The sequence below is a fragment of the Flavobacterium sp. genome, from assembly GCF_003525665.1.
Classification (GTDB): domain Bacteria; phylum Bacteroidota; class Bacteroidia; order Flavobacteriales; family Flavobacteriaceae; genus Flavobacterium.
Window position 1 is genome coordinate 16,610 of the sequence record NZ_DQDX01000071.1, and the last position, 407, is coordinate 17,016.

1 protein-coding gene is annotated in these 407 nt (G+C 24.6%); it reads right to left on the minus strand.

Annotated features, from left to right (window positions below; genetic code table 11):
- Positions 1–407 (minus strand): DUF262 domain-containing protein (locus DIU01_RS05040; protein ID WP_290832150.1); only part of this gene is annotated, 407 nt, incomplete at both ends.

Here is a 407-nt window from a genome sequence, read left to right on the forward strand (position 1 = left end):
ATATAATTTTTTGTCTGATATATATTCGTACTTAGATGTCCAATAATAACCTAGATAATCTTTTAATGAGAATTCAACACCTTCTAATAAGTCTAAAATATTTTTCCATTTCTCTTTTGCACTATCTAGAAATTTCTCATCAGGCCCTATTACATTTTTAAATATTTGATTTTTTATTAAATCAGCAACACTTAAATCAACACCTTTTGCATTTACTGTTTCAAAAATTTCATATGCTAATTCTTGATTTTCTATTTCAATTCTGACAAAAAAGTGCTTGCTTAATTTGTTGTCAATCAAGTCTTTTAACCATTCATACTTATCTTTGAAAGATAAACTTTCAATCTCTTTTTCTACTAAAATTTTAAATTTTAAGTATGCCTTTTTTACTCTTTCTTCTTCAGAAT